Raw genomic sequence first — 3357 nt, 5'->3', positions numbered from 1 at the left:
GCACGTCTCGCCGGGAGCCTCGCCGCAGCACCTCACGGCGGTCGGTGTGGGGCCGCGTCCGTTCGCGTCTCCCGCCGAGCTGCGCGCTCTGGTCGAACGGGCCGACGCGGTGGTCGCGACCGACTGGACATATGCGCACACGCTGCCGCGGCTGCTCGGCACGCCGTCGCGGCCGGGGCCCCGCCACCGGTCCGTCCCCTACGACAGCGCGGACTACGACGCGACGATCAGGGAGGTGGGCGCGGCCCTGAACGGGCTCCAGGACGAGGGCGCGCGGGACGTCGTGCTGCTCGTCGAGGGCAATCCCGACACCTACGACATCCTGGACGGTGTCCGGCTGGACCGGCGGCGGCTGGACGTGCTGCCGGGCGTCCCGATCGCGCTGGTCGCGGCGGGCGAGGCCGGCGCGCCCGCGGCCCCGGCCCGGCTCGCGTACCTGTCGGGCCTTCCGCACCGGCACGGTCAAACGCGGCGGCAGCTGCGCGCCGAGCTGGAGCTCTACGTACACGCCGGGATCACCTGCGTGCTGGTGGAGATGACCTACGGCGACCTCGACCTCGCCGTGCAGGTCGCGGGCCGCTCGCCGGTGCCGAAGACGCTCGTGCTGCTCAGCGACGCCTACACGCCCCAGGCCCGGCGGCTGGTCACCACGAGCCGCTCCGCCGCCGGGACGCGGGCCATGCTGGAGCGGGCACGCGGCACGCTCAGCACCCTGGCGATCTTCGATGCCCCCGGGGGCCGGGCCGGGCGCCCGTGACGCGCGTCTCGGACGTCTCCGCGCTGCTGGGCCAGGGCCGTCCTCACACCGGGCTGGTCTGCGGGGACCCCGACGCGCCCGTCCGGCACGTCCTGCTCGCGGTCGACGCCGTCGCCGCCACGGTCGCCGAGGCCGTGCGGTTGGACGCGGACATGCTGGTCACGATGGGCGGGGCGGAGACGGCGAGCCTGGGCTATCGGCTGGGCGTGGCGGGCATCGCGCTGCATATCGTGCCGTCCTCGGGCGGGGACGAGTGGTCCGCCGCGGTCGCCGATCGGCTCGAACTGACCGCGGCGCGTCCGCTGGCACCGTCGGGCGCGGCCCAGGACGCGGTGGACGCGGCCACGGGCGCGGTGGACGCGGCCACGGGCACGCGGGTGGCGGCTCTGGACACGGTGGTCGCGTTCGTCCCGAAGCCCGACGTGGAGCGCGTGATCGACGCACTCGCGCAGGCCGGCGCGGGGGCGATCGGCGACTACGCGCGGTGCGTCTGGACGGCCGAGGGGGTCGGGTCATTCGTCCCACTGGACGGCGCGCGGCCGGTGATCGGCGCGATCGGCGAGGTCGAGTCGGTGGCCGAGACCCGCGTCGAGATGGTGCTCCCCCGCGCGCGCCGCGCCGAGGTCACCGAGGCGCTGCTCCGCGCGCATCCGTATGAGGAACCGGCGTTCTACCTGTGCGAACTCGCCCCCCGCCCAGGACCGCACGGACTCGGCCGCGTCGGTGACCTGCCACGGGAGATGCCGCTGGCGGATCTCGCGGCGCGGGTCGCCACGCGGCTCCCGGGACGGCCCGGCGGAGTCAGAGCGGCCGGGGCGCCGGATCGTCCGGTGCGGCGGATCGCGGTGCTGGCCGACGCGTCCTCGGCCGAGAGCCCTCTGGATCTCGCCGCAGACGCGGACGTCCTCGTCACCGACGATCTGCCCGCCTGTCGTCTGCCGGGCGGCGTGGTGAGCGGTACGCCCCGCCCGGCCGTCGTGTGCGCGGGGACGTGGGCGACCCGCCGCCCGTGGCTCGACAAGGCCGCCGCCAGGCTCCGTCCGGCTGTCGGGGTCACGGTGTCGGACGTCGTCACCGATCCCTGGTCACTGCACGCCTGAGTCGGCCGCCCGAGCGCCGGACGCGCGGGTCAGCCGCCCGCGAGCGGCGGGACGATCACGACGACGCTGTCGGCCGCGACCTCGGCGGCGGCGCGGTCGGGCCGGGCGACGGGATCGTCGTCCACGTAGACGTTGAAGTATCCGAGGGGCTCGCCGTCCTCGCCGAGCAGGCGGCGGCGGTGCGCGGGGTGCGCGCCGGCGAACCCCTTGATCACCTCGGCGAGCGGGCCCGCCGGAACGTCGAACTCGGTCTCCGCGCCGTGCGTCCATCCGGCCGGCAGCAGGATCCTGGCCATCTCAGCCTCCCGACTCGTCGCGCTCGCCCTCGGCGGACGTCGTAGCAGACGCCGCGCAGCGGAACCCGAGCGCGAAGTTGGACCATCCGCTGGGGTCGCCGTGCATGCGCTCACTGCACCTCACCTGGTAGCGGAAGTTCATCCAGGAACCGCCCCGGATCACCCGGTAGCGGCCCATGACGTGCCGCAGTGCGGGGTCGCAGGGGGCGTCCTCGGCGTACAGGCGGGACCGGCTGGCCGTCCATTCGTAGACGTTGCCCGCCATGTCGGAGCATCCGTGCACGCTGTCGCCCGCGGGTGAGAACTCGCCGACGGGCGTGGTCCGGGGCAGCGGGCCATGTTCGCGGCAGGTGGCCCGCCACCAGTCGAGCCATCCGTCGAGCGCGTCCAGGCGTCCGGCGTGCAGTTCGGCGGTGTTCGCGGCGCCGGGGAGCCACCGGTCGCCCCAGGGCCAGACGCGGTAGCGGACGCCGCGTGCCGCCAGCTCCCACTCGGCTTCGGTGGGCAGCCGCTTGCCCGCCCACCGGGCGTACGCCGCCGCGTCGTTCCAGCTGATGTGGACGACGGGATGGTCGGCGCGCTCCGCGGTATCCGTGCCGGGGCCTCCGGGCGTCCGCCAGCAGGCGCCGGGACGCTCCTCCCAGAAGCGCTCGCCGTACACCATGCCGTGGCCGGCCCGTTCGGCATCGGTGACATATCCGGTAGCGTCCGCGAACGTCTCGAACTCCGCGACGGTGACGGGGAACCGGTCCATCCGGAAGCCGGGCACCTCGACGTCGATCTGCGGGGTCTCGTCCGCGAACCACCCGCCGGGCAGGGGTTGCGGCTCCGACTCGAGCCAGCGGGCCATCCACGGCGGCGAGCCGAGCCGGAGGACCGCGCCCGGTATCTCCACCGTCCCGGTCCTCTCATCCTTCGGGACACCACGGAGCACGCTATATATATTAGTAGTGATTCGGTCGGGCGGGAAGGAGCGGACGGGATGGGCGCAGCGCGGGACGCGGCCGCGTTCGACGACCACGCGGACGCCTGGGACCGGTGGCGTGAGGCACCGTGGAACCGGCTCCGGTACCGCCTGGTGGCGCACACCCTCGCCCGCGCCGCGGACGTGGCGAACGGCGGTCCGCTCCGGGTGCTGGACGTCGGCGGCGGCGACGGCGGCGACGCGCTGCCGCTCGCCCGGCTCGGGCACCACGTGACCGTC

The 3357-nt window shown here is 75.1% G+C and carries 4 protein-coding genes and 1 pseudogene; 3 read left to right on the top strand and 2 right to left on the bottom strand.

The features are described from left to right. Window positions 1–757, top strand: a 757-nt coding sequence (locus AB0J52_RS33070; protein ID WP_500186787.1) for an SAM-dependent methyltransferase, incomplete at its 5' end; no start/stop codon positions are given. After that, window positions 754–1857: a Nif3-like dinuclear metal center hexameric protein gene (locus tag AB0J52_RS33065; RefSeq protein ID WP_500186786.1), complete on the top strand. Its 1104-nt coding sequence runs from the start codon at window positions 754–756 to the stop codon at window positions 1855–1857. The genes AB0J52_RS33070 and AB0J52_RS33065, both read left to right, overlap by 4 nt. Before the next feature lie 29 nt (window positions 1858–1886). On the opposite strand, the gene AB0J52_RS33060 is transcribed toward AB0J52_RS33065, so the two are convergent. Further along, window positions 1887–2153, bottom strand: a complete 267-nt coding sequence (locus AB0J52_RS33060; RefSeq protein WP_500186785.1) for a ubiquitin family protein — start codon at window positions 2151–2153, stop codon at window positions 1887–1889. 1 nt (window position 2154) lies between these two features. Then, on the bottom strand, window positions 2155–3048 hold the full coding sequence (locus AB0J52_RS33055; RefSeq protein ID WP_500186784.1) for an SUMF1/EgtB/PvdO family nonheme iron enzyme: 894 nt from the start codon (window positions 3046–3048) through the stop codon (window positions 2155–2157). 87 nt (window positions 3049–3135) lie between these two features. On the opposite strand from AB0J52_RS33055, the pseudogene AB0J52_RS33050 reads away from it, so the two are divergent. Beyond that, a pseudogene (locus AB0J52_RS33050) lies at window positions 3136–3357 on the top strand (hypothetical protein); the annotation flags it as partial.

The sequence above is a fragment of the Spirillospora sp. NPDC049652 genome (genome assembly GCF_040675125.1).
GTDB lineage: Bacteria > Actinomycetota > Actinomycetes > Streptosporangiales > Streptosporangiaceae > Spirillospora.
This window is presented reverse-complemented; position numbering and strand designations above follow the sequence as displayed.

Coding starts and splice junctions, on each gene's coding strand:
- AB0J52_RS33060 (WP_500186785.1), bottom strand. CDS start 2,153: ATGGCCAGGATCCTGCTGCCGGCCGGATGGACGCACGGCGCGGAGACC.